Source organism: Nostoc commune NIES-4072 (assembly GCF_003113895.1).
GTDB lineage: Bacteria > Cyanobacteriota > Cyanobacteriia > Cyanobacteriales > Nostocaceae > Nostoc > Nostoc commune.
Genome location: NZ_BDUD01000001.1, coordinates 4,709,654 through 4,730,793, shown reverse-complemented (window position 1 = coordinate 4,730,793; position 21,140 = coordinate 4,709,654). Strand labels below are relative to the sequence as shown.

Genomic DNA, 21,140 nt, shown 5'->3' with positions numbered 1-21,140 from the left:
TTTTCTTTTAAAACACGTTGATTCTACCATCATCCATAATATATAACGAGCGATCGCCTGGAGAGCGCAAAGTCGGACGCAGTTCCAGCCGCAATGTGCCAAAGTTAGGTTTAGAGACAATTGCTTGTAGTGATAAACCCTTTTCGCTCCAAAATATCAAAGATGTATTTGGCTCAGTACCCTCTATTTGTTCTAGATTTAACTTCTGCCCTGGACTCAAGGATATTGCATCAGTCCCAGAGGGTTTTTGGATTTTAATCAGGTTGGGTGTACTATTTATAACTTCAACTCTGATGTGTTGCCCAGGTGTAAACTGAATTGGGTGCGACCCACACTTAGAGGCACAAGTTCGAGCTAAAGTTGCACCGGGATTATTAATTGATGCAACTACAATAGTAGCTGCAACTAAAGCAAATGACAAAGGCTTAAACATAATACACAATATAAGTACTAGACTTAAATATTACTTTAATTAAGTACTTTCGAGCCTCAGTATATTTTCCAGAATTACTTTGGTAATTCCGAGTTATTAAATTACTAATTACAATTTATTTTTATAAACATCTCCTCTCGCACCAATAGCGTAAATTTCGATGTCTTTGGAATCAATATCGACTGTAAAAATAATTCTGTTTTTACCTATGCGTAGTCTGTAAAATCCCTCCCAATCACCTTTCATCTTTTTGATATCTAGTTCTGTAAACGGGATAATACCTTGGTCTTCGATAGCAATAAAAATTTGCTTTATTTGCTCCCGAATATTCTCAACATCTTCGTGATTTGCTTTTTCTAAAAATTTAATCGCTTTTTTGCGAAATTTTATTACCATATCTTACCCAATCGGTCATATCAATTACTTCATCCTCAGTATCATCTGAAGGTAGACTAAATTCGGCTTCAAGTTCGCGTTGCTCATCATCACTTATGTAAGGAATAAGAATTTGGCACAGGCGAAGTCTTTCTTCTTGCAGAACTTCACGCATAGTTTCTTTAATCAATGCTTTTAATTCTTGAATTTCCACTGTATGCCTTTAATTCATGATTATATGTATATATATTACCTAGCCTCAGCTTGTACTGGGGGGAAAGGTTAAAGAGCAAATGAATAATAGTTGCTCATAACTGAACTTGGCTTTTACCTTTCCCCTTCTGCTGTTATGCCTCTTTAACCGAAGCGTCCACTGATATAATCCTCAGCTTCTTTAGTTTGAGGAGAACTGAACATTTGGGCTGTAGGATTAAACTCAACTAATTTCCCGCGACGTTTACCATGCTCGTCAATTTCTGTATTGAAAAAAGCCGTGAAATCTGCGACTCTAGAAGCTTGCTGCATATTATGTGTCACCATAATGATGGTGTATTGCTCCTTGAGTTCTAAGCAGAGTTCTTCTACTTGGCGACTAGAAATTGGGTCGAGAGCAGAACATGGTTCATCCATTAATAATACATCTGGCTTCATGGCGATCGCACGAGCAATGCAAAGTCGTTGCTGTTGTCCGCCAGATAATGCAGTTCCCTTCTCTTTGAGTTTGTCTTTGACTTCATCCCAGATAGCAGCGCGTCTGAGAGAATCTTCCACCAATTCATCGATGTTACCTTTGTAACCGTTAGCACGCGGCCCAAAGGAAATATTTTCGTATATTGACTTGGGGAAAGGATTCGGTCTTTGAAAAACCATTCCGATTTGGCGGCGTAATTTTACAGAATTTATCTTAGGATCATAAATATTGCGATCGCGGTAATTCAGTCTACCCTCAACTTTAGCTCCAGGGATTAAATCATTCATCCGATTGAAGCAACGCAGTAAGGTACTTTTACCACATCCTGAAGGGCCAATAAAAGCAATAATTTGTTTTGCAGGAATCTTTAAGTAGACATCTAAAAGCGCCAAAAGTCCCCCATAATAGACCTTCACACCTTCAACATTAAAGACGTTATTCTCGTGCTCGATTGTGGCACCATCTAATTTACTTCTACTGTTGCTATAAGTCATGTTGCGTATCTCCTAATAACCGTGAATATATCCAATTAGATATTTAATTATCTAGCGTATTGAAAAGCGTTGACGGATATAAATTGCTATACCATTTAAAACTAAAATCAAGAGTAACAACGCAATAATTGTTGCTGCTGCTGCATTAGCAAAACCTGGTTCAGGACGAGTAATGTAACTGTAAATTTGAATGGGTAATGCCATAAATCTTTGGAACAAACCAGGGTTAAAGGTGAGAAAACCCACAGCACCTACAACAATTAGAGAGGCTGCATCACCAATTGCACGGGATACAGAGATAATTACCCCTGTCAAAATACCAGGAATAGCATAAGGTAAAACGTGACTGCTGATAGTCCGCCATTTAGTGACACCTAATCCATAAGAAGCATTTCTTAGGGAATCCGGGACGGCGCGAATTGCTTCTCTAGCTGTCACAATAATTACTGGTAAGGACAACAAAGATAAAGTCAACGCACCAGAAATTAAAGCGGGGCCGAACCCAAGCAAATAATTGAAAACCCCTAAACCCAGCAATCCGTAGACAATGGAAGGTACACCTGCTAAATTGCTGATATTAATCTCAATAATCACTGTCCACCAAGCTTTAGGTGCATACTCTTCTAGATATAAAGCTGCTCCAACACCAACTGGTACAGTGACTAAAATCACAATAATTCCTAAAAGAATACTACTGACAATAGCCGGACGGATGCCACCTTGGTCAGGAAAACGAGAAGGAGTTTCTGTTAAAAAGCCGGGTGTTAAAAATCTGGCTAATCCATCTCGAAAAATATCGAAAAGTAGCAAAGCCAAAACAAATATACCAATCAGCAACCCTAACAAAAAAAGTATTTCAAATACTTTTCCTAATGTCTCCCTACTCTCAACATTCTCAGTAAATTCTGCCGCCGAATCCAAAGAATCATCTCGTTGATAACTTGTTGTCATGCCTATTACTCGTACTTTTCTTTAAAGCGATTAGCAATCCAGTAACTAACAATATTTAAAGCTAGGGTCATTAGAAATAAAAGAGCGCCCACAGCATATAAAGTCTTGAAATTGAGACTACCACGCGGACTATCCCCACCAGAAATTTGCGCCATGTAAGCTGTCATTGTTTCTACTGATTCTGCAAAGTTAATCGTCAGTTTTGGTTGTTGACCTGCGGCGATAAGGACAGTCATCGTTTCACCCACAGCACGAGAAATACCCAAAATAATTGAGGCTATAATTCCAGAAAGTGCTGCTGGGAGAACTATTTTAAAAATGCTTTCTAGTTTAGTAATACCTAAAGCATAAGCTCCTTCCCGCAAAGAACGTGGAACAGCTTGAATCGCATCTAAGCTAATAGAACCAACAGTAGGAGTAATCATTACCCCCATCATTAACCCTGCGCTTAAGGCATTAAATATTTCTAGAGGAATAATATTTCGCAGCAATGGTGTGAGAAATAACAGTGCAAAGTAACCATATACTACTGTAGGTATTCCTGCCAAAAGTTCTACTGCGGGACGTAAAATTGCTGCTATTTTTGGTTGAGCATATTCACTCAAATAAATTGCAGAAGATAAACCCAAAGGAATAGCAACCGCCATAGCAATAGCTGTAGTTAAGAAAGTGCCAGATATCAAGGGCCAAACGCCAAAATGTCTCTCTGCAAATAGAGGTGTCCATTTAGTATCAAGAAAGAATTCGGCAAAGGAAACTTCTTGGAAAAAACCAAATGCCTCCTGAAAGATAATTACGACAATACCAAAGGTTGTTAGAACCGAAACTAAAGCACAACTAAATAAAATTACCGCAATAATCTTTTCTGAGATATCTTCAAATGCATTTTTCTCTAATGACTGTCTGAACAGCAGAGAAGGATCGTCTTGAGAATTAGGATTTTGCATAAATAAATTAGTTAAGCCTTTACTAAATTCATACTACAAAAACTGGTCTTTATTTAAATAAAGTTGGTGATTGGTTCACCTGGTTTTGCTTTTTTGAATTTTGTCCCAGTTTCACCACTAGCCAATTTTTGTTTTACCTTGACGTAAGCTTCATCAGGTAATGCTACATAACCAACGCTATCTACCCACTTCCAAGAATTTTCTAGATAAAAATCTACAAATTCTTTGACTGCTGGCTTGCTATCTAAGGATTTTTTACTAACATAGATAAACAGAGGACGTGATAATGGTGTATAGAGATTTTTAATTACATTATCTATCGGAACTGGTTTCTCACATTTACCAGTGGGGCTTTCTACAGCAACTAGATTGAGTTTATCTTGGTTTTGAATATAGTAAGATATGCCTACATAACCTAAAGCTGATGCTTCACCTGAAACTCCTTGCACAAGTAAGTTTTGATTGTGACTGGGAGTATAATCTGTACGACCATTTTTGGCTTTGCCGGTAACAGCTTGAGTCATATAATCAAATGTTCCAGTATCAGAAGCCGGAGCATACAGTTTCAGTTTTTGGTTAGGAAATTTAGGATTAACTTGATTCCATGTCAAAATTTTGCTGTCTGATTTAGCACCCCAAATCTTCCCTAATTCTTTAATAGTTAGACATTTGGCAAAGTTATTTTGACGATTAGTAATTACAGCGATGCCGTCTAAAGCTACAGGCAACTCGATAAATTCAATATTTTTACTTTTACATTTTTTAATTTCTTCATCTCTAATGGTACGGGAAGCACCAGCTATATCAATATCGCCATTACAAAATTTACTAAAACCGCCACCAGTACCACTTGAGGCAACACTAACTTTTGCTTCAGGTTTCACTTTACCATATTCTTCTGCAACTGCTAAAGAAACAGGAAAACCTACTGCTGCACCATCAATACTTACCTGACTTTTCAATTCCTGTCCACTGTTGCAAGCACTTATACTGCTGGCAATAAGCATTAAAGATGTCAGAAAAAAGCTATCCTTAAATCGGCTACGAAAGCTCATAATTTATCAATTGAGATAAGTGATCAGAATTTCTTATGTTTGACTATCTGTAAGTAGCTCATGCGGCATTAAAAAAAGATATTATGCTTTGCTTGCAGCTTGAACTTTATCAAAAATTGCCCCATTTCCAAAAAACTTTTTCTGGATAATATCCCAACCACCTAAATCTTGAGATGTGAATAGAGTTTTAATTGGCGGATGTTGTGAGGCTACTTCTTGGGTAACGGTGGGATTAACAGGACGATATTGTAATTTTGCAAATTCCCGTTGAGCTTCTGTTGAGTAAAGAAAATCAACAAATGCTTGTGCAACTTCTCTTGTACCGTGCTTATCAACGTTTTTATCTACTATTGCTACAGGATTATCAATGGAGATATTCACTTGGGGTACAACATAAGGCAACTTAGCCCCATTTTTACCCGCCAAAATTACTTCATTTTCGTAGTTAATTAAAACATCTCCCTCACCCTTTTGGAAGAATAAATTGCTAGCCTCACGGGCATCTTTAGTTAAAATAGGGGTATTTTTATAAACTTTAGTGATATAATCTAGCGCTGTCGCCTCATCACCGCCTGTTAGAGTTACCGAACCCCAAAAAGCTAAGAATTCCCAAATAGCAATACCAGAAGTTTTTGGGTTAGCTGCAATCACTTTCACGCCATCTTTTGCCAAGTCTGCCCAAGTATTGATACCTTTGGGGTTGCCTTCGCGGGTAACGATCGCAGCAACTGATCTACTAACAATACCACTTCTAGGAGCTTTAATTTCCCAGCCTGATTTAATCAAACCCGCAAGAGCAATTTTGTTGACATCCAGGGGAAGCGCCAAATGTACTATGTCTGCTTCTTGCGAACCGGCAATGACAGCAGCAGCTTGAGCTACAGAACCTCCATAACTTTGCTCAAAAGTTACGTTCTGGTTATGTTCTTGCTTCCACTTTTCGACAAATTTGGGGATTATCTGGTCATGAGCTGCTTTGGTAACAGAGAAAGAAACAAGTTTTAGCTTAACATCATTTTTGCTAGCTGAACTGCTTCCACAGGAGGCAACTGCTATACTCAAAAAAGCACCTATGAGAAACAGACTCACAAAGCTTTGCACAGTGTGTCTATTGAACCAACTCCTAATTGTGTGTTTATACGAGAGTTGTATAGCCTGTAAAGCTTTCATGACATAAGCCTGTATCCCCTCATTTAGTAATTTACTTAATTGTGTTAGTTGTTGCGATTTACTCATCAGAATCACCCCTAAACATACGGTATTTATAGGCAGATACCGTAATTAAGAAAATTATAGGACATATATAGGAATCCGGTTTGATTTATGAAAATATCCGTAGGATGTGTTAGCACGGAGAGTACGGCATCAAACCCTTGATAATAGTGCGTTACGAACTCCGTTCTAACACACTCTACAACACCTAATTTCGTTCAAAAATCAAATAGTAATCCTATAAAACAATAGTTATCATCTGGCTTTAATTATTTTTAGAAGTTTTTACTGAGTGAGGAGTTACTGATTAAAGTAGCAAAAATAGTGTTTAAGCTCTGCGCTTTTCCCACCTCCAAAAGGCTGATTTATTTACAGCATACATAAGTATTTATGTATAAAATTGCCAAAATAATTTATTGCTAAGAATTCGGAAAAAACAAAAACTTTTCCTCTTTTGTCCGTAAGATGCCTCTAAGAGGTTTTGCTATGTAAAATCTGTCCCTCTCGCCTGTCGGTGAGGAATTTGAACTAAAGAATGGGGATTTGGAGATTGCGTATCTTTTATTGTCATGCAATATAGCGGAATCACGGAAGCATTGACTGCTGATGAGCATTTTCAACGAACTTTGGGGGTTTAAGTCCCCAGCAAGATAGGCAGCACGTTTTGTGTCGGGGTCTAAATCCCCGTCACAAAACGTAATTGCGAATTGCGAATTGCGAATTGGTTTAACAAGCAGGCTTTCGAGCATTACTACGAGAAAATTTGCCTTAAAGAATGGGAATTGGTGATTGGGAATTGGGTATTGGTATTGGTTATTCACAAATGACTAATGACAATTAAATATTTCGTTACAATCGGCTTATGCATTAGGCATTTAAGAGTTATCAGCCATGAAATTGATTTCCGATCCACCGATTCCTGTAAAAATTCAAAAAATGAAGGAACGGGTGCGGTGGATGCATCCAAGTTTTGTGCAACGAGGAATTGATCAAACCAGCATAGTTATTGACGATCGCAGAGAAGATAGTCCAGAATTTTCCTTTATGGTTATCGGTGATTCCGGTACCCAATCGCATTATCGGCAACACCCCCAACGAAAAGTTGCTGAACTAATGCTTTCTCACCGCAATGATTGCAGTTTCGTGTTGCACACAGGCGATGTAATTTATGTGGTGGGTTCCCAAGAGTATTATTCAACAAACTTTATTGAGCCTTACCGGGAATTTATTGTCGGTGGCGACAACCCAAAAGACATTCCTTACGATCGCATGGTGTTTAATCTACCATTCTTGCCAGTACCAGGTAATCATGATTACTACGATGTGCCGTTGATGTACCGTTTAGTTACTGGAACAACATCTTCATTACGTCGCCTGTTGCGCTACAAAGATATCGAGATTGGCTGGCATGGATCGTATCAAGGTAATGCCTATGCACGGGCATTTATGGACTATACGGGGGCGATATCTTCCCCAGAATTAGAACGTCATTTAGATCGACACTATACTGCTAAAACCGATACAGGGCACTGTTTGCGTTACGAACCTGGACAGTTTACCCGCTTACCCAATCGCTATTACACCTTTCGTTATGGCGGGATTGATTTTTTTGCTTTAGATTCCAACACCTTTAATACACCATCACCCTTACCTGCTACTCAAGAAGGAGAAATTTACCGCCACCAATTGCAAAAGCGTCGCCAGGAAATAGATCGAGAAGAATTGCAGATATTGGGAATATATGATCGTCTCAACCCAGATAAACCTACTGACGCGGAACAACTTGATGATCTTAGTGCCAAATTAGACCAAATTAATGAGATCAAAATCGACATTGAAAAACAATTAGCATCTCATAAAATGCCTGCGATAGATTTTGAACAACTTGAATGGTTGCGAAGCAGACTAATCGAATCTTGGAACAACTCCGATGTGCGCGGACGTATAATCTTTTTCCACCATCCACCTTATGTCACAGAAGCTACCAAGTGGAATCAAGCACAAACTTTGGCGGTTCGTCACCGCTTGCGCTGGGTGTTTGAACAAGTGGCAGAAACTCTTGGTTCTTTAATTAAAGAACGTCCCATAGTGGATTTGATTTTAAACGGTCACGCTCACTGTTTAGAGCATCTTTGCACAACTGATACCGGATTTGCTGACTCCCACATTAACTGCATTATCTCTGGTGGTAGTGGTCACCGTCCTCGTTATCAAAGGCGAGAAGGGACTGAATTAATGGAGACTTTTACAGAAATTGCAGGTAAACCCACTCGGAAAGTTGCCGATTCAACGCTTTTTGTGGGTCGTCATGATTACAATTTCCAGAGCCGTCTGCCTTACTCATGTGTGCGGATTGATGTTCTAGATGGTTGCCCACCCAAGTTTATCATCAGACCGCTTATTACTGAACGGGTTGAAGATGAGTGGCATAACCGCGAACTTGAACCTTTTGTGATTTAAACAGGATGCGATCGCTGAGTGTCTACTTTTTTGCTGATCTCAATCAATTGTAGCGATCGCCCATATTTACCTTGATCTAAAAATATCTTTACCAAATTTTAGAGACACGCCCGATCTAGCCTTGCACAATTATCTAAAGTTATGGTTATTGCCAGCGTTTATATCCTAATCTTAAATAGAGTTTTGATAATTTCAGATTATGGCAGGACATAGTAAATGGGCAAATATTAAGCGCCAAAAAGCGGTAGTTGATGCAAAAAGGGGAAAAACCTTCACTCAGTTATCGCGGGCGATTATCGTTGCAGCTAGAAGTGGCATACCAGATCCGGCGCTGAATTTTCAACTTCGCACGGCGATTGACAAGGCAAAGGCAGCGAGTATTCCCAATGATAATATTGAACGAGCGATCGCTAAAGGTGCAGGCATTTCTGGCGGTGATAATGCTACCTTTGAAGCGATTCGCTACGAAGGTTACGGCCCTGGTGGTGTAGCGATTTTAATCGAAGCCCTCACAGATAATCGCAATCGCACTGCTGCTGACTTGCGTGTAGCCTTTAGTAAAAATGGTGGCAATCTTGGCGAAGTAGGTTGCGTTAGCTGGATGTTTGATCAAAAAGGCGTTTGTGTAGTCCAGGGTGTGGTTGATGAAGAACAGCTTTTAGAAGCATCCCTTGAAGGCGGTGCTGAGTCTTATGAGATGACTGAAGATGAGATGGCTGAGGTATTTACAGACATTGGCAATTTAGAAACCCTTAGCCAGACACTCAAGGATCAAGGCTTTAAGGTAACTGATGCCGAATTGCGGTGGATTCCTAGTAATAGTGTAGAAGTTACCGATCCAGATCAGGCGCGATCGCTTTTCAAGTTAATTGATACCCTAGAAAGCTTGGATGACGTGCAAAATGTCACAGCTAACTTCGACATAGCAGAAGAATTGATGGCTCTCAGCTTTTCTTAATCAAAATTCATACAGAGCAAAATGTTACATCTAACTTTGGAATACTAGCAACTTTTATGGCTATGAATATTTTTTAACCAAGTATTTTCTATAATTTCGATATTTGACGGTTGTAAAAATAGACATGAAAGATTCATATCAATTACAAACTGACGACATATACCTATTAGATAGTTAGATTGTTGATTCGTTGATGAGGATTTTCAAGTGAATAAATTCGCTAAAGCTTTACTTTTGGCTCTAGTATTTGCTGCGCCTGTAACCGTTTTTGCATCTCAAGCTCAAGCTAAAACTATGCACCATGTTGCTAGCACAAAAGCTAGCAAAGCTAAACAACTGAAACATCACAAACACTACAAGCATAACGCTAAAAACCTAACTCATAAAACCCATAAATAGTTATTATTATGTACAAAACTTTCTAGTAACTATGTAATCAAGTTTAGTATTGGTTTCTCTGAAAAAACAACTGATTCTATGATTTAATCCCGTTGAAATCCCTACCAATCAACGGGTTTTTTTAATTAACTTGCTCATCAGGGCGCGATCGCGTCAAAATAAGAGTAAAAGACGCTGTAACCTAACTTAACAATGACCCTGCTTGAGCAAATTTCCCCTCAACCAACACCGCCAGACTTGCGGGGATATGAATATGATTTGGTAATTGTCGGCGGTGGGATTATTGGGTTAACTCTAGCCTCTGCTTTAAAAGATTCTGGCTTGAGTATCTTGCTGATTGAAGCAAAAGTGGCATCAGCAGCCGTAGCTAAAGGACAAGCTTATGCAGTTCATCAGCTTTCGTCGCTAATTTACCAAGGAATTGGAGTTTGGGACAAAATGTTGCCTCAAATAGCCAAATATTACCGAGTTCGTCTTTCTGATGCCGATTATCCCAATGTGGTGGAATTTACCACAAATGATATAGATACAGCATTGGGTTATGTGGCGGAACACCAAGCGCTGTTGCAGCCTTTGCAAGAGTTTGTTCAAGATTGTGCAAATGTGACTTATCTGTGTCCGGCTGAAGTGGTAAATACGCAATACCAGAAAGATATAGTAGCGATAGATATTAAAGTTGCCGATCAGTTATACTCAGTCAAGAGCAAATTACTGATAGCAGCAGATGGGGCGCGATCGCCAATTCGTCAAGCTGCTGGTATCAAAACCTCTGGCTGGAAATATTGGCAGTCTTGCATCGTGGCATTTGTCAAACCAGAAAAGCCGCACAATAACACCGCTTACGAGAGATTTTGGTCTAGCGGGCCCTTTGCGATTTTACCTTTACCAGGGAACCGTTGCCGCATTGTGTGGACAGCGCCTCACGAAGAAGCAAAAGCTTTATGTGCCTTAGATGATGAGCAATTTTTGGCAGAACTTACCCGTCGCTATGGTGATCAGATGGGGAAATTGGAATTACTAGGCGATCGCTTTGTATTCCAGGTACAACTCATGCAAAGCGATCGCTATGTTCTCCCCCGACTGGCATTAATTGGTGATGCAGCGCACAATTGCCATCCTGTGGGGGGACAAGGTTTAAATCTGGGGATTCGAGATGCAGCAGCTTTGGCGCAAGTAATCCAAACAGCGCACCAAGCGGGTAAAGATATTGGTGACATTCAAATTCTTAAAGATTATGAACGCTGGCGCAAGCTGGAAAACCTGACGATTTTAGGTTTCACAGATTTATTAGATCGGATGTTTTCTAATAACTTCTTACCTGTGGTAGTGGTGCGTCGCCTGGGTTTATGGTTTTTGCAGCGAGTCCCTGTATTAAAAGTGTTTATGCTGAAGTTGATGATCGGTTTGAAGGGACGGACTCCAGAATTAGCAAAACATAAACGCTATACTACAGCAGCCTGAAAAATCTGGTTTGGGGTAAGATTCAATTCAGGAAAAGTTTGGGAAATAATGCGATCATTATCTCGAAACTTACTTATTTGATATTCCTCATCAACCAAGTTACACACGGTAATTGTTGGTTGTTTGGGATTGCCAATAAAATTACGTCCACCCAAGGCAGCATAATCGACAATCCAGTATTCTGGGATACCCATCTCTTCTCTTCGAGACGCTACGCGAACGTAATCAGCGTATTTTAAGTAATAATCGTCCCGCCAGTTGGTTGATACAACCTCAATTGCCAAAGGTATTGATGCACCCAAGCTAACGGTAGATTCTTTTTTCCATAATTTTTCGTTTTCCAGATTTGCACGATTTAGCACCAACACATCTGGTAAATAACCCGAATCTTTTTCAGGAGGTCTAACTATAACTTGGTTGGGCATAAAGTAGGGGAGGTCTAATCGGTCAAATTCAACTGTTACTTTTCTTGCTAAAAAACCCTTTACTTCCTCATGTTCCCCTACTGGTTGCGCCATTTCAACAATTTCTCCTTTATGTAGTTTGTAGCGGACTCGTCGATTTTCGGGTAGCCAATCGACAAATTCCTCAAAGGTTACTAGCTTGGGTATAGCTTGAGTCATGGCTTTTAAGAGTTATTGCTGTTGGAAATATTATCTCTAATTTAGGCGACTGCGGACAGCTTTTTCACCACTGTTAAAAACGCGCTTATATTGGGAGCGCCGCATTTGCTATATTGGCGACTCCATTTGTTATTTCGGCGATCGCATAGTAGTATTTTGGAAGCAATGCCTATGGCGGGCTACGCTTACACTAGTTATTCGACCAAATTTTATTCAATATAATCTTTGATTTACTTGAAGTTCTCAGGGTATTGAGAAGGAATAGTGAAATTGAAAGACAGAGGAAAAAACAATGTCTCCCAAGTTAGCTCAACTAATTCAACAAGCAGAAAATCTTTCAGCAGAGGAACAATTAAAATTAATTGCTCATTTGGCTCAGAAATTGAGTGGAATTACGCAGGTAAATCCAAAACTTCCCCAGCCAGACAGTACTCAAGCGAAGGAGATTCCTGAGAGAGGAAAGTCTATTTGGCAAATTGCAGAAGATTTCGTCAAAGATATCCCTGAAGAAGAACTCAGCAAGCTTCCATCGGATGGTGCAGAGCAACACGACCATTACATTTACGGCACTCCAAAAATTGAGGCATGAGGCTCATATTTGCAGATACTTTTTACTGGATAGCATTTGTTAATCCAGCAGATGCTTGGTACAGAAGGGTTAGACAGGCTTTCAAGCAGCTTGAGCCTTGCAAACTGATCACTACAGATGAAGTTCTAGTCGAACTGCTTGCTTTTTACTCAAAGTCAGGCGTTCAGTTGCGGCAAAGAGTAGCCAATTTAGTCAGAGATATTTTAGACAGCCCAGATATTGAGGTTAAACAACAAACTCACGAATCTTTTTTGGCTGGTTTAACTTTGTATGAGAATCGGCTTGATAAAGGTTACAGCCTAACTGACTGCATCTCAATGAACACCATGCGACAATTGGGAATTATCGAGGTTTTGACCCATGATAAACACTTTTCTCAGGAAGGCTTTAATATTTTATTTCCTGAATGACTTCTCTGCTCGTCTGACAAATCATTTATGATATACCAAAGATAGATGCAATAGGATCTAATATGTGTTAGCTACTCATTACTGCCAACAGTAGGATTGAAAATTAGTATTTTTCTACATAAAATTAAAAATCTAAAATAAAAAATTGGTAAGACTGATGGTTAAGAGTGTTAAAGTTTCAAGAAATTCATCGGAACTTTTCAGCGGGTATTCATGCTGAAGAAACTACAGAAAAAGCAAATTTCGATAATTGCGGGTGCGGCACTGTTTGCCTTTTTAGCTGGGGCAATGGTATCAGCACCTCAGATTGGCAAGTCTCTGGGTAAATGGCTCAAACTGAGTCAGAATCAAGCAGAGCAAACATCAGAGGGTAGCATTGCCCAATCAGCCGTCCTTCCACTGATATCACAATCGCTACCAGAACGGGCGGCAAAACTAGCAGAGATTGCCGGGCAGTCGCGATCGCTAGATCGAAATCGCGCTCGTTATCTTTTGGCGAGTGATTACGTTGAAAGAACCCAAGCGCAAAAAGCGCTGGCTTTACTCGACGGGCTAGAGAAAGACTATCCTATCCTCGCGCCCTATATTTTGCTGAAACAGGCGCAGGCACAAGATATCCTGGGCGAAGACGGCAAAGCCTCGGATCTCAGGCAAAGTGTGCTGAAACTGTATCCCAAAGAAGCGGCCACGGTGAAAGCACTATATCTGATTGCCCAACCGAAGCAACAGGAAATAGCGATCGCTCAATTTCCTTCCAACCCTCTGACTTGGGAAATAATTCGTAAACGCTTGCAAGCAAATCCTAATCAGCCACAGTTACAATTGATTTTGGCTAAATATGCCTATGACCAACCTGGCATAGTGGGTGTTTTGGATCAGCTAGTAAAACAGCCCACCCTAAAACCTGAAGACTGGGAACTCATTGGTACAAGCTATTGGGAAAATAGTCAATTTCTCAAAGCCGCCAATGCTTATATCAATGCACCCAAAACATCGCGTAACCTCTACCGGACTGCACGGGGGTTACAGGTAGGAGGCAAAGATAAAGAAAAAGCGATCGCCACCTATAAACAACTAGTACAGCAATTTCCCAACAGCGAGGAAGCTGGAACTGCATTACTACGATTAGCAGAAACTGCAAAAACACCTAAAGACGGCTTACCTTATCTTGAGCAGGTAATTAGTAAATTTCCCAAACAAGCTAGTACTGCACTGGTACAAAAAGCTAAAACTCTCCAAGCTCTCAATAATCAAAAGTCAGCTAGCCAGGCGTGGCAATTACTCATAGCCAAATACGGCAATTCTGATGAAGCAGCAGAGTATCGTTGGAAAATCGCTCAAGGTAAAGCCAATGCTAAAGATTACGTCGGTGCTTGGCAATGGGCAGAACCAATAGTCAACAACAACCCTAACAGTATTTTGGCTCCAAGAGCAGGGTTTTGGGTAGGGAAATGGGCAGCTTCACTAGGCAAACAGCAGGAATCTCAAACTGCTTATGAGTATGTGATTAGCCAGTTTCCCTACTCATACTATGCATGGCGAGCCGCAACGATGCTGGGGCTGAATGTTGGCAACTTTGACAACGTGCGCGTCATGAACCCAGAAGTAGTCACACCCCAGCGTCCAGTACCGCCTGCTGGTTCTGATACTTTCAAAGAATTGTATCTGCTGGGTCAAAACCGCGATGCCTGGTTACAATGGCAGACAGAATTTCAGAATAAACTTCAGCCAACTGTAGCAGAGCAATTTACTGAAGGGTTGATGCGACTGGCAAAGGGAGAAAATCTCATCGGAATCGATAGAATTTCTAAATTGGAAGACCGGGAAACACCAGCAGAAATTGCCCAATATCAGGCTCTGAGCAAACAGATTAGCTACTGGCAAGCGCGTTATCCATTTCCCTATTTGCAGGAAATTGAAAAGTGGTCTATTGAGCGTAAACTGAATCCTCTGCTAGTAACTGCTCTGATGCGTCAAGAATCGCGGTTTGAACCAAAAATCAAATCCGTCGCTGATGCTACTGGCTTAATGCAGGTGTTGCCAAGTACAGCTAAATGGATCGCCCCACAAATTAAGGTAGATTTCAAAACCATAAACCTAGAAAATCCCAACGATAACATCATGCTGGGTACATGGTATTTGGGTCACACCCACGATCAATATAACAATAACTCACTGTTAGCGATCGCCAGTTACAATGCTGGCCCCGGTAATGTCTCCAAATGGCTGCAAACTCAAACTACACAAGATCCAGATGAGTTTGTTGAACAAATTCCCTTTGATGAAACTAAAAATTATGTGCGGCAAGTATTTGGCAACTATTGGAATTATCTGAGACTTTACAACCCAGAAATTTCTGGAGTCGTAGCAAAGTACTCGACTACACACCCAAAATTGCCGACGCAGTGATTTTGCCCAATGAGATGATCGAGTTGGATACGTGAGTTTGCTCTCTCCCTACCTAAAAACTCCATCCCGAAAGTGGTGTGGAGTTTTTTATCTGTACTTAACTACCTGTATCATTACCATTGATCATTGATGTGAACTGCGACTCGACTGCATTAACATAACCTTCATCGTTCAAAACTTGTGCTGGTAACCTATTAGCGTTGATAGCAGCCTGAACCACATCTTTCGCTGTTAGTTTTCCTATTTGAAATTGAAATATCAAATTACCTGCACTGGGAATACCCTGCTCTTTGAAAGCACCTTGATAAGCTAGAAAGGCAATATTGAAAGGTTGAAGATACCGGGTATTAGGCGAATTTCTGTTGATTTGTCCAAGACTGTTGCTATTATTAACTGTTTGAGCGTCAACTCCAGGTACAAAAGCAATACAAGCAACAATAAGTGCAGAATTTATCAAATTTGTAATTTTCATAATTTTCTCCTTAATTGAGCTAGGTTAATTAGTTTTACCTAGTAACAAAATCCAATTTTTTAGCAATTTTAGGCTCTTGATATTAATTCACTATCTTCTAAATTATTCTTTAATCAAAATTACTCAGACCCATCATTTGATATGCAATAAAAGCAGTATCAAAGGATTGGAGATAATTTACCTTCTTGGAATAGCTAGATAAAATGTCAGAGTTGACGGTTGTGTTCATTGATGCTCCACTTTCTTTATTTTTAACTGTATGAATATGAATGCTAGTGATTTTAGGCATAAAATTAATCTTTTTATACATACTTTTTACTTTCAGCTATAAACTGAAATTTATTTTTTTGCTAATTAAGTTTCCATACCAATATGCTAGGAAATATTCATGAGGGAAGCAAATACTTTTAATTTTTAATTTGATAAACAAAAGTGATACCAATTAATACTGGTATTGCAAAATTTTCTATAAACCTTACTGACTATTTGCTTGAGCTTGGATAAATTCTGATATCAGTCAGCCGTTAAGGAAGATAAAATAAGCCGATCGTGTCAAAATGTTAAGTGTTGTAAATATTAATTGATTTTATACCCATATATACCCAATAAATGTAATATGGGTATATGAAATTATCTGATTACGCAAAGAAAGTTGGAGTAAGCTATAAAACAGCACATCGTTGGTGGAAAGCTGGGCAACTAAATGGTTATCAAATCCCATCGACAGGGACGATTATTATTGAGTCTGATAATCCAACAGAAAAAGAGCAAATCGCTCTAATTTATGCCAGGGTTTCATCGGCAGAAGCAAAACCAAATCTAGATCGCCAAGCCATTAGATTAACTGATTATTCTATCGCAAGAGGTTATCGTATTTACAAAGTTGTCAAAGAGATTGGCAGTGGACTTAATGATAATAGGAAACTTTTCTCGAATGCTTTGCAAGATTCCAATTATAATATTTTAGTTGCAGAGCATCGAGATAGAGTGACTAGATTCGGGTTGAACTACATTAAATTGTTATTAGAGGCAACAGGTAAAAGATTAGAGATTGTTAATGATGCTGATAATGGTGAGCAAGTCCCAGTCTTGCCGGTTCCCGGCGATTGGGAACTTGCTCACCCGGAGGGGAAAGATGAATTGATGCAGGATTTGGTTTCAGTAATTACATCGTTTGTACAGCGTATTTATGGCTTGAGGAGAGCTAAACGTAAGACTGAAAAGTTAATTGCAGAGTTGAAAAAAAATGGGGTTGAAGAATGAGATTAGTAGAACGCCATATAATCAAGATAAGTCATCAGTTTTACAAAGAAGTTGATGAATTAGCATGGCGTTCCAAGAATCTATACAATTATGCTAATTATTTAGTTAGGCAATCATTTATCAAGGATTCTACTTACTCACTTATGCCGAAAGCAATTTGGAATGGCGCAGTTTTAGCCGAGAGTGATAATACCGTAGTTGTGGAAAACAACCATTATTTCCCTGCTGACAGCATTAACAAGCAATACTTCACAGACAGTAGCACCCACAGTACTTGTCCTTGGAAAGGTGTCGCTAGCTACTACAGTATCGACGTTGATGGGCAAATCAATAAAGATGCTGCTTGGTATTATCCCAGCGCCAAGGAGAAAGCTAAGAATATTGAGGGTTATGTGGCATTTTGGAAAGGTGTAAAAGTTGAGGCTTAATAAAGGTTCCCAAAAGTACTTTAGTTTCAGGCACATTAATATTATGTCCGACTAATTGCCCATAAAATAATTAGCCCGCGCAGACATAAGCCTGAGCGGGCTTCGTATTTAAACTGTTTGCGGATTTATTTTAATATGTAATTATATCTTCGCCTTGTGAAACGCTGCTTGCTTTCTCTTCGCTAACCAAGCCAGACTACAAGCAAGTATACTACCAGCGATCGCGCTTGGTTCGGGTACTCTTGTCAGTAAAAGGATATCCGTTGTAAGAGTAATGTTCCCTCCTGCTCCTGAATTATTGCTACCAGCAGCGATCGCGCTTGGTTCGAGTACTCTTGTACCGATAATGCCACTGGCTGTAATAGTTACGGTGCCTCCTGCTCCTGAATTATTGCTATCACCAGCGATCGCGCTTGATTCATTGGGTGGTGCGATTATAAAACCATTAGGGAAGTCGATAGTTATGTTGCCTCCTCCTCCGAAATTATTGCTACCACCAGCGCTCGGGCTTATTATAGCTCCTGATCTCAATATAAGAAGATCGGTTTTGAGAATTAGGTTACCTGCTGAACCACTGCTGGTTTGCTCAGAATTGATGTTGGCGCCATTGGAAATCGTTAGGCTACCAGTAGAAATAGTTAAATTGCCGGCGTTGCCGACGTGACCAGTGTTACTTAGATCCCTAACCTCACTCTCACTACCATTGGTCACCGTCACCTCATTAGCATTGATATTCACACTATTTTTACCCTTAAAAGTGCTATTAATAAGCGTCAGTTTACCAGTAGGGTTATCTATTTTCAGATTGTCGCCGTTGATGGTGCTATTAATAAACGTTAGGTTACTAGAATTGTAAGCGTTGATATTACCAGCGATCGCTAGCCCAGAAAATGTAACATTGGCGGCGCTAATGTCAAACACGGGGAAGTGATTATTGCCACTGATGGTAAGTAAGTTAGCACCTGGGCCATTAATGGTTAGGTTTTTAGCGATCGCAACTGCCCCACTTGTTAGGTTAATTGTACTAGGATGACTCCCCAATAAGAACTCTACCACGTCATTGCTATTTGCAATGTTGATAGTGTCTCGCAACGAGCCAACGCCACTATCATTGAGATTGTTAACCACAAAGGTAGCAGCTTGTGCTGATTCCACTTGCATTATTACCCAACCCAGAGCAACGGCTGTGGAAATAGCTTGAGCAACAGCCTTTTTTCTATTGTTTTTTGTCATCTGAAACTCCTTGTATTAATTTGCCAAAATTCAAAATTTATCGGATATTCTTCTTACATTTTCTAGCTGAATATTAATCATCTTTATGAATTAATTTTTGTTGCTTTTAGCCATGCAAAAACCTGTGTAACTGTTAAATTAAGTTGCAAAAAATCAGGTACAGGCAATACTTCATCTCCAGTCATCTCTATAGGTTGCTGTCCTGGCAAAAATACCAATACTAAGCGTTCATCTGGATCGATTAACCACCCTAATCTAGTACCATGTTTTAGACAGTGAAGAATATTTATAATTACCTTAGTTGTATTCTGTTCTGGTGAAAGAATTTCAATTGTCCAATCAGGGTAAATTCCAAAGGTATTTTCAATTTCACCATTAGCATCAAAAGGAATCCGTTCCCAAGTAAATACACTCACGTCTGGGACAATCGAACGTCCGCCAAAGGTGCAGCGTAATTCTGGAAAAGCCAAAGCAATTTCTTGTTCTTCAGCAACTTGGCTAATTGCGTTACAAAGTTTTAGTTGTAGCCGGGAATGTTTGCCTTGTGGCATTGGTTTTTGGTAAATACGACCGTCTATAAATTCACTAGCAGGCTTGGTTTCTGGCAGTTTGAGGAACTCTGCTAAGGAAATTGATTTGTGCAGCGTGGTTGTCATAGCTGTGCAAATGCCATATTTGATTGGAATCTTAGCATTTTCTATCCTTGGATTTTAGGGAGCTAGTCTATTAATTCTTGATGTTGCTGCTTGAAATTAGCTAATATTTGTTGAATTTCTTGTGCTGAGATGTTTTCTTGTTCAGATTTTGAATTGTATATCCAACTCCGTGTATATTATCTCCTGGTAATTCTCCTGATTGCAGTTGTTCTATTATTGGTTGAATATCATTACTAATATTTCAGTACTTTTTGGCTAAAATATGCACATTAGTTTAAATTTAGCAGTGGCTTTGACTTGAATCAAAGGTGGTTCACTCTGCATTAATACCTTCCCACAGTTGAGATATAGGTATAGTATTTCGGGTCATCGCATCGTACCAACCTTGACGAAAACTTTCACAGGCAGACTCAACAAGTTCATTATCCTCTTCATTCTCTTCTGTGATTAAGACAATGACTCGGACGCGGCTGTGTTTTGCTATAGTTAACGGCTTGTCTAAAGAAATTTGACCCCATTCGTTCACGGTTCCTTTGACTTCAATTGCTTTCATTGTCGTGAATCTGAGTTGTGCCGTTAATAATATAGGACTTGTATATATAAGTTTTGCTTAAGCTGTGGTAAAGATCGCATAAGCGTTGTCACAAATAGATAAGCGTTCTTAACGAAACAACTTAATTGATAAGCTTTGCTTAAGTGTTGTTAACGAAGGCATAAGTTTTGTCACAAAAACACAAGCATTCTGGACGAAACAACTTGTGTTCTGGACGAACGGACAAGTTTTCTGTAACAACGGATAAGCGTTCTGAACGAAACAACTTGTGTTCTGGACGAACGGACAAGTTTTCTGTAACAACGGATAAGCGTTCTGAACGAAACAACTTGTGTTGTGAACGAACCGACAAGTTTTCTGTAACAACGGATAAGCATTCTCAACGAAACAACTTGTGTTGTGGACGAACGCACAAGTTGTGGTAACGAAAACAACTTTATTCTTAACGTCCGCTTCTGTTTTGATAACAAATTGACAAGCTGTTGCGATCGCGGGAACTTTCTTTGTAACGTAGCTGCTGCAAAAATACTCAAATTATTCGTGTGAAGAGGATTTTTGCCAAGCTTCGCATTGTACGAGTAACAAGATTATGCTGATGCCAAGCTTGATAGAAATCGGGGTAAGGCATATTCTGGGCGCATTCCCAGGCTAAATCGTAGTACTCCCCATTGTAGTACACCCCAGTGTAGTCCTGCCTCTGATACAATAGATCCTCATAGAATAGGCAATAACCACTTAAAGCTTGAACTACCGCAAAGGGATGCTTATTATTCTGTAGAATTTTCCCTAAGATTGACGCTGCCTGCCAACGGGCGTAGTTATTCACAGTAGTTGATTGCAGCACTTGCACCAAGGCAGCAATCGCAATTTCATTGCCAGGGTCGATTTCCCCTAAGCTTTCTGCTGCTTGCCTACGGGCGTAGTTATTCACAGTAGTTGATTGCAGCACTTGCACCAAGGCAGCAATCGCAATTTCATTGCCAGTGCCGATTTCCACTAAGCTTTCTACTGCCGACCTACGGGTGTCGTGATCCACAGTAGTTGATTGCAGCAGTTGCACCAAGGCTG

General features: G+C 39.8%; 24 protein-coding genes. 9 read left to right on the top strand and 15 right to left on the bottom strand.

The features are described 5' to 3' along the window. Positions 1–7 precede the first annotated feature (7 nt). From CDC33_RS21000 to CDC33_RS20965, 8 genes are all read right to left on the bottom strand, one after another. A complete protein-coding gene (locus tag CDC33_RS21000) occupies positions 8–433 on the bottom strand; it encodes a hypothetical protein (protein ID WP_109010442.1) in 426 nt (141 codons plus the stop codon). 108 nt (positions 434–541) lie between these two features. Beyond that, on the bottom strand, positions 542–829 hold the full coding sequence (locus CDC33_RS20995; RefSeq protein WP_109010440.1) for a type II toxin-antitoxin system RelE family toxin: 288 nt from the start codon (positions 827–829) through the stop codon (positions 542–544). Next, positions 798–1,022: a hypothetical protein gene (locus tag CDC33_RS20990; RefSeq protein WP_109010439.1), complete on the bottom strand. Its 225-nt coding sequence runs from the start codon at positions 1,020–1,022 to the stop codon at positions 798–800. The genes CDC33_RS20995 and CDC33_RS20990 overlap by 32 nt, the downstream gene beginning before the upstream one ends. A 143-nt stretch (positions 1,023–1,165) precedes the next feature. Beyond that, positions 1,166–1,993: a phosphate ABC transporter ATP-binding protein PstB gene (pstB, locus tag CDC33_RS20985; protein WP_109010437.1), complete on the bottom strand. Its 828-nt coding sequence runs from the start codon at positions 1,991–1,993 to the stop codon at positions 1,166–1,168. Positions 1,994–2,044: 51 nt separating this feature from the next. Beyond that, positions 2,045–2,944, bottom strand: a complete 900-nt coding sequence (pstA, locus tag CDC33_RS20980; RefSeq protein ID WP_109010436.1) for a phosphate ABC transporter permease PstA — start codon at positions 2,942–2,944, stop codon at positions 2,045–2,047. Positions 2,945–2,949: 5 nt separating this feature from the next. After that, on the bottom strand, positions 2,950–3,891 hold the full coding sequence (gene pstC / locus CDC33_RS20975; RefSeq protein ID WP_109010434.1) for a phosphate ABC transporter permease subunit PstC: 942 nt from the start codon (positions 3,889–3,891) through the stop codon (positions 2,950–2,952). A gap of 53 nt (positions 3,892–3,944) precedes the next feature. After that, positions 3,945–4,946 (bottom strand): PstS family phosphate ABC transporter substrate-binding protein, encoded by a 1,002-nt coding sequence (locus tag CDC33_RS20970; protein WP_109010433.1) that lies wholly within the window; start codon positions 4,944–4,946, stop codon positions 3,945–3,947. A gap of 81 nt (positions 4,947–5,027) precedes the next feature. Next, positions 5,028–6,182: a sulfate ABC transporter substrate-binding protein gene (locus tag CDC33_RS20965; RefSeq protein WP_109010431.1), complete on the bottom strand. Its 1,155-nt coding sequence runs from the start codon at positions 6,180–6,182 to the stop codon at positions 5,028–5,030. An 867-nt stretch (positions 6,183–7,049) separates the two neighbouring features. On the opposite strand from CDC33_RS20965, the gene CDC33_RS20955 reads away from it, so the two are divergent. The 4 genes from CDC33_RS20955 (at position 7,050) to CDC33_RS20940 (ending at position 11,436) form a co-directional block, all read left to right on the top strand. Next, positions 7,050–8,618: a metallophosphoesterase family protein gene (locus CDC33_RS20955; RefSeq protein ID WP_109010428.1), complete on the top strand. Its 1,569-nt coding sequence runs from the start codon at positions 7,050–7,052 to the stop codon at positions 8,616–8,618. Between the two features lie 199 nt (positions 8,619–8,817). Further along, positions 8,818–9,576, top strand: coding sequence for a YebC/PmpR family DNA-binding transcriptional regulator (locus CDC33_RS20950; RefSeq protein WP_109010427.1), 759 nt, complete (start codon positions 8,818–8,820; stop codon positions 9,574–9,576). Positions 9,577–9,783: 207 nt separating this feature from the next. Beyond that, complete coding sequence (locus tag CDC33_RS20945) at positions 9,784–9,975, top strand: hypothetical protein (RefSeq protein WP_109010425.1); 192 nt, start codon at positions 9,784–9,786, stop codon at positions 9,973–9,975. Positions 9,976–10,167: 192 nt separating this feature from the next. After that, a complete protein-coding gene (locus tag CDC33_RS20940; RefSeq protein ID WP_109010424.1) occupies positions 10,168–11,436 on the top strand; it encodes an FAD-dependent hydroxylase in 1,269 nt (422 codons plus the stop codon). Here CDC33_RS20940 and CDC33_RS20935 read toward each other — a convergent pair. Then, the gene (locus CDC33_RS20935) at positions 11,418–12,059 is read right to left on the bottom strand and encodes a Uma2 family endonuclease (RefSeq protein ID WP_109010422.1); all 642 of its coding nucleotides are present in this window, start codon (positions 12,057–12,059) and stop codon (positions 11,418–11,420) included. The two genes, CDC33_RS20940 and CDC33_RS20935, sit on opposite strands and share 19 nt — an antisense overlap. 292 nt (positions 12,060–12,351) lie before the next feature. Here CDC33_RS20935 and CDC33_RS20930 point away from each other — a divergent pair, with 292 nt between their 5' ends. From CDC33_RS20930 to CDC33_RS20920, 3 genes are all read left to right on the top strand, one after another. Next, complete coding sequence (locus CDC33_RS20930) at positions 12,352–12,648, top strand: hypothetical protein (RefSeq protein WP_109010421.1); 297 nt, start codon at positions 12,352–12,354, stop codon at positions 12,646–12,648. After that, complete coding sequence (locus tag CDC33_RS20925) at positions 12,645–13,058, top strand: type II toxin-antitoxin system VapC family toxin (protein ID WP_109010419.1); 414 nt, start codon at positions 12,645–12,647, stop codon at positions 13,056–13,058. Before CDC33_RS20930 ends, CDC33_RS20925 begins: the two co-directional genes overlap by 4 nt. A gap of 213 nt (positions 13,059–13,271) precedes the next feature. Beyond that, on the top strand, positions 13,272–15,467 hold the full coding sequence (locus CDC33_RS20920) for a lytic transglycosylase domain-containing protein (protein WP_109010418.1): 2,196 nt from the start codon (positions 13,272–13,274) through the stop codon (positions 15,465–15,467). A gap of 97 nt (positions 15,468–15,564) precedes the next feature. Here CDC33_RS20920 and CDC33_RS20915 read toward each other — a convergent pair whose 3' ends face one another. Then, on the bottom strand, positions 15,565–15,939 hold the full coding sequence (locus CDC33_RS20915; RefSeq protein ID WP_109010416.1) for a hypothetical protein: 375 nt from the start codon (positions 15,937–15,939) through the stop codon (positions 15,565–15,567). A gap of 624 nt (positions 15,940–16,563) precedes the next feature. Between CDC33_RS20915 and CDC33_RS20905 the strand changes: the two genes are divergently transcribed. Both CDC33_RS20905 and CDC33_RS20900 read left to right on the top strand, forming a co-directional pair. Continuing rightward, positions 16,564–17,202, top strand: coding sequence for an IS607 family transposase (locus CDC33_RS20905; RefSeq protein WP_109010413.1), 639 nt, complete (start codon positions 16,564–16,566; stop codon positions 17,200–17,202). 143 nt (positions 17,203–17,345) lie between these two features. Next, the gene (locus CDC33_RS20900; RefSeq protein ID WP_109012654.1) at positions 17,346–17,630 is read left to right on the top strand and encodes a DUF427 domain-containing protein; all 285 of its coding nucleotides are present in this window, start codon (positions 17,346–17,348) and stop codon (positions 17,628–17,630) included. Between the two features lie 141 nt (positions 17,631–17,771). On the opposite strand, the gene CDC33_RS20895 is transcribed toward CDC33_RS20900, so the two are convergent. The 5 genes from CDC33_RS20895 to CDC33_RS20875 form a co-directional block, all read right to left on the bottom strand. Then, positions 17,772–18,863 (bottom strand): PEP-CTERM sorting domain-containing protein, encoded by a 1,092-nt coding sequence (locus tag CDC33_RS20895; protein ID WP_109010411.1) that lies wholly within the window; start codon positions 18,861–18,863, stop codon positions 17,772–17,774. 83 nt (positions 18,864–18,946) lie between these two features. Further along, positions 18,947–19,519: a Uma2 family endonuclease gene (locus CDC33_RS20890; RefSeq protein ID WP_109010410.1), complete on the bottom strand. Its 573-nt coding sequence runs from the start codon at positions 19,517–19,519 to the stop codon at positions 18,947–18,949. Between the two features lie 313 nt (positions 19,520–19,832). Continuing rightward, positions 19,833–20,072: a type II toxin-antitoxin system RelN family antitoxin gene (locus CDC33_RS20880; RefSeq protein WP_109010408.1), complete on the bottom strand. Its 240-nt coding sequence runs from the start codon at positions 20,070–20,072 to the stop codon at positions 19,833–19,835. Positions 20,073–20,211: 139 nt separating this feature from the next. After that, positions 20,212–20,424, bottom strand: coding sequence for a hypothetical protein (locus CDC33_RS37895; protein WP_146195847.1), 213 nt, complete (start codon positions 20,422–20,424; stop codon positions 20,212–20,214). A 177-nt stretch (positions 20,425–20,601) separates the two neighbouring features. Next, positions 20,602–21,140 (bottom strand): HEAT repeat domain-containing protein (locus CDC33_RS20875; RefSeq protein WP_146195886.1); only part of this gene is annotated, 539 nt, incomplete at its 5' end.

Bases quoted from the DNA above. Each gene is read 5' to 3' on its own strand.
- CDC33_RS21000 (WP_109010442.1), bottom strand. From the start codon at position 433: ATGTTTAAGCCTTTGTCATTTGCTTTAGTTGCAGCTACTATTGTAGTT.
- CDC33_RS20995 (WP_109010440.1), bottom strand. From the start codon at position 829: ATGGTAATAAAATTTCGCAAAAAAGCGATTAAATTTTTAGAAAAAGCA.
- pstB (WP_109010437.1), bottom strand. From the start codon at position 1,993: ATGACTTATAGCAACAGTAGAAGTAAATTAGATGGTGCCACAATCGAG.
- pstA (WP_109010436.1), bottom strand. From the start codon at position 2,944: ATGACAACAAGTTATCAACGAGATGATTCTTTGGATTCGGCGGCAGAA.
- pstC (WP_109010434.1), bottom strand. From the start codon at position 3,891: ATGCAAAATCCTAATTCTCAAGACGATCCTTCTCTGCTGTTCAGACAG.
- CDC33_RS20970 (WP_109010433.1), bottom strand. From the start codon at position 4,946: ATGAGCTTTCGTAGCCGATTTAAGGATAGCTTTTTTCTGACATCTTTA.
- CDC33_RS20965 (WP_109010431.1), bottom strand. From the start codon at position 6,182: ATGAGTAAATCGCAACAACTAACACAATTAAGTAAATTACTAAATGAG.
- CDC33_RS20955 (WP_109010428.1), top strand. From the start codon at position 7,050: ATGAAATTGATTTCCGATCCACCGATTCCTGTAAAAATTCAAAAAATG.
- CDC33_RS20950 (WP_109010427.1), top strand. From the start codon at position 8,818: ATGGCAGGACATAGTAAATGGGCAAATATTAAGCGCCAAAAAGCGGTA.
- CDC33_RS20940 (WP_109010424.1), top strand. From the start codon at position 10,168: ATGACCCTGCTTGAGCAAATTTCCCCTCAACCAACACCGCCAGACTTG.
- CDC33_RS20935 (WP_109010422.1), bottom strand. From the start codon at position 12,059: ATGACTCAAGCTATACCCAAGCTAGTAACCTTTGAGGAATTTGTCGAT.
- CDC33_RS20930 (WP_109010421.1), top strand. From the start codon at position 12,352: ATGTCTCCCAAGTTAGCTCAACTAATTCAACAAGCAGAAAATCTTTCA.
- CDC33_RS20925 (WP_109010419.1), top strand. From the start codon at position 12,645: ATGAGGCTCATATTTGCAGATACTTTTTACTGGATAGCATTTGTTAAT.
- CDC33_RS20920 (WP_109010418.1), top strand. From the start codon at position 13,272: ATGCTGAAGAAACTACAGAAAAAGCAAATTTCGATAATTGCGGGTGCG.
- CDC33_RS20915 (WP_109010416.1), bottom strand. From the start codon at position 15,939: ATGAAAATTACAAATTTGATAAATTCTGCACTTATTGTTGCTTGTATT.
- CDC33_RS20905 (WP_109010413.1), top strand. From the start codon at position 16,564: ATGAAATTATCTGATTACGCAAAGAAAGTTGGAGTAAGCTATAAAACA.
- CDC33_RS20900 (WP_109012654.1), top strand. From the start codon at position 17,346: ATGCCGAAAGCAATTTGGAATGGCGCAGTTTTAGCCGAGAGTGATAAT.
- CDC33_RS20895 (WP_109010411.1), bottom strand. From the start codon at position 18,863: ATGACAAAAAACAATAGAAAAAAGGCTGTTGCTCAAGCTATTTCCACA.
- CDC33_RS20890 (WP_109010410.1), bottom strand. From the start codon at position 19,519: ATGACAACCACGCTGCACAAATCAATTTCCTTAGCAGAGTTCCTCAAA.
- CDC33_RS20880 (WP_109010408.1), bottom strand. From the start codon at position 20,072: ATGAAAGCAATTGAAGTCAAAGGAACCGTGAACGAATGGGGTCAAATT.